At 41.4% G+C, this 677-nt stretch carries 2 tRNA genes and 1 rRNA gene; all 3 read left to right on the forward strand.

Annotated elements, in window-relative coordinates:
• A 16S ribosomal RNA gene (locus tag Q4534_RS24095) occupies positions 1–72 on the forward strand; the annotation flags it as partial.
• A gap of 60 nt (positions 73–132) precedes the next feature.
• Positions 133–206 (forward strand) — tRNA-Ile (locus Q4534_RS24100).
• A gap of 248 nt (positions 207–454) precedes the next feature.
• Positions 455–528, forward strand: a tRNA-Ala gene (locus Q4534_RS24105).
• Positions 529–677: the final 149 nt, after the last annotated feature.

The following is a 677-nucleotide window of genomic DNA, read 5'->3' on the forward strand; positions in this document are numbered from 1 at the left end:
GTAGAACCGGTAACTGGGGCTAAGTCGTAACAAGGTAGCCGTACCGGAAGGTGCGGCTGGAACACCTCCTTTCTGGATTCAGGCTTTTTCTTTTACTATCTTACCTGCTACTTCAATTAAATATTCAATTGGGGGCCTGTAGCTCAGGTGGTTAGAGCGCTACACTGATAATGTAGAGGTCCGTGGTTCGAGTCCACGCAGGCCCACACTTATCCAAATTCTTATAAAGATTAAATTTATTTCTTAAATGATTTATCGCTAAGGCGGTAAATATTATTGAAAGGATATAATCCGGTGAATTAGCTAAGCTACCTAGAGTATCCCGACTAGTATTGGGAGGGTCAGCGTAATGAGTTCACCAAAAGAAAAAATTTGGAGAATGGCTCGGCTGGTTAGAACATCCCGACTAGTATCGGGAGGGTCAACGGAACGAGTTCACCAAAAGAAAACATCTGGGGGATTAGCTCAGCTGGCTAGAGCACCTGCCTTGCACGCAGGGGGTCAACGGTTCGAATCCGTTATCCTCCACAATTTTCAGACATATGGTTTGAAAAATTATTCTTAATTGAATAGCATTTACTGTTAGTAAGTAACGGTAACAAGTTCTTTGACATGTTGAGTGGAAAATGCAATGTAAAGTGTATTGATTACGAGAGTGATTAATATATTAGAATAAA

It is taken from the genome of Cyclobacterium sp. 1_MG-2023, from assembly GCF_030546805.1.
Classification (GTDB): Bacteria; Bacteroidota; Bacteroidia; order Cytophagales; family Cyclobacteriaceae; genus Cyclobacterium.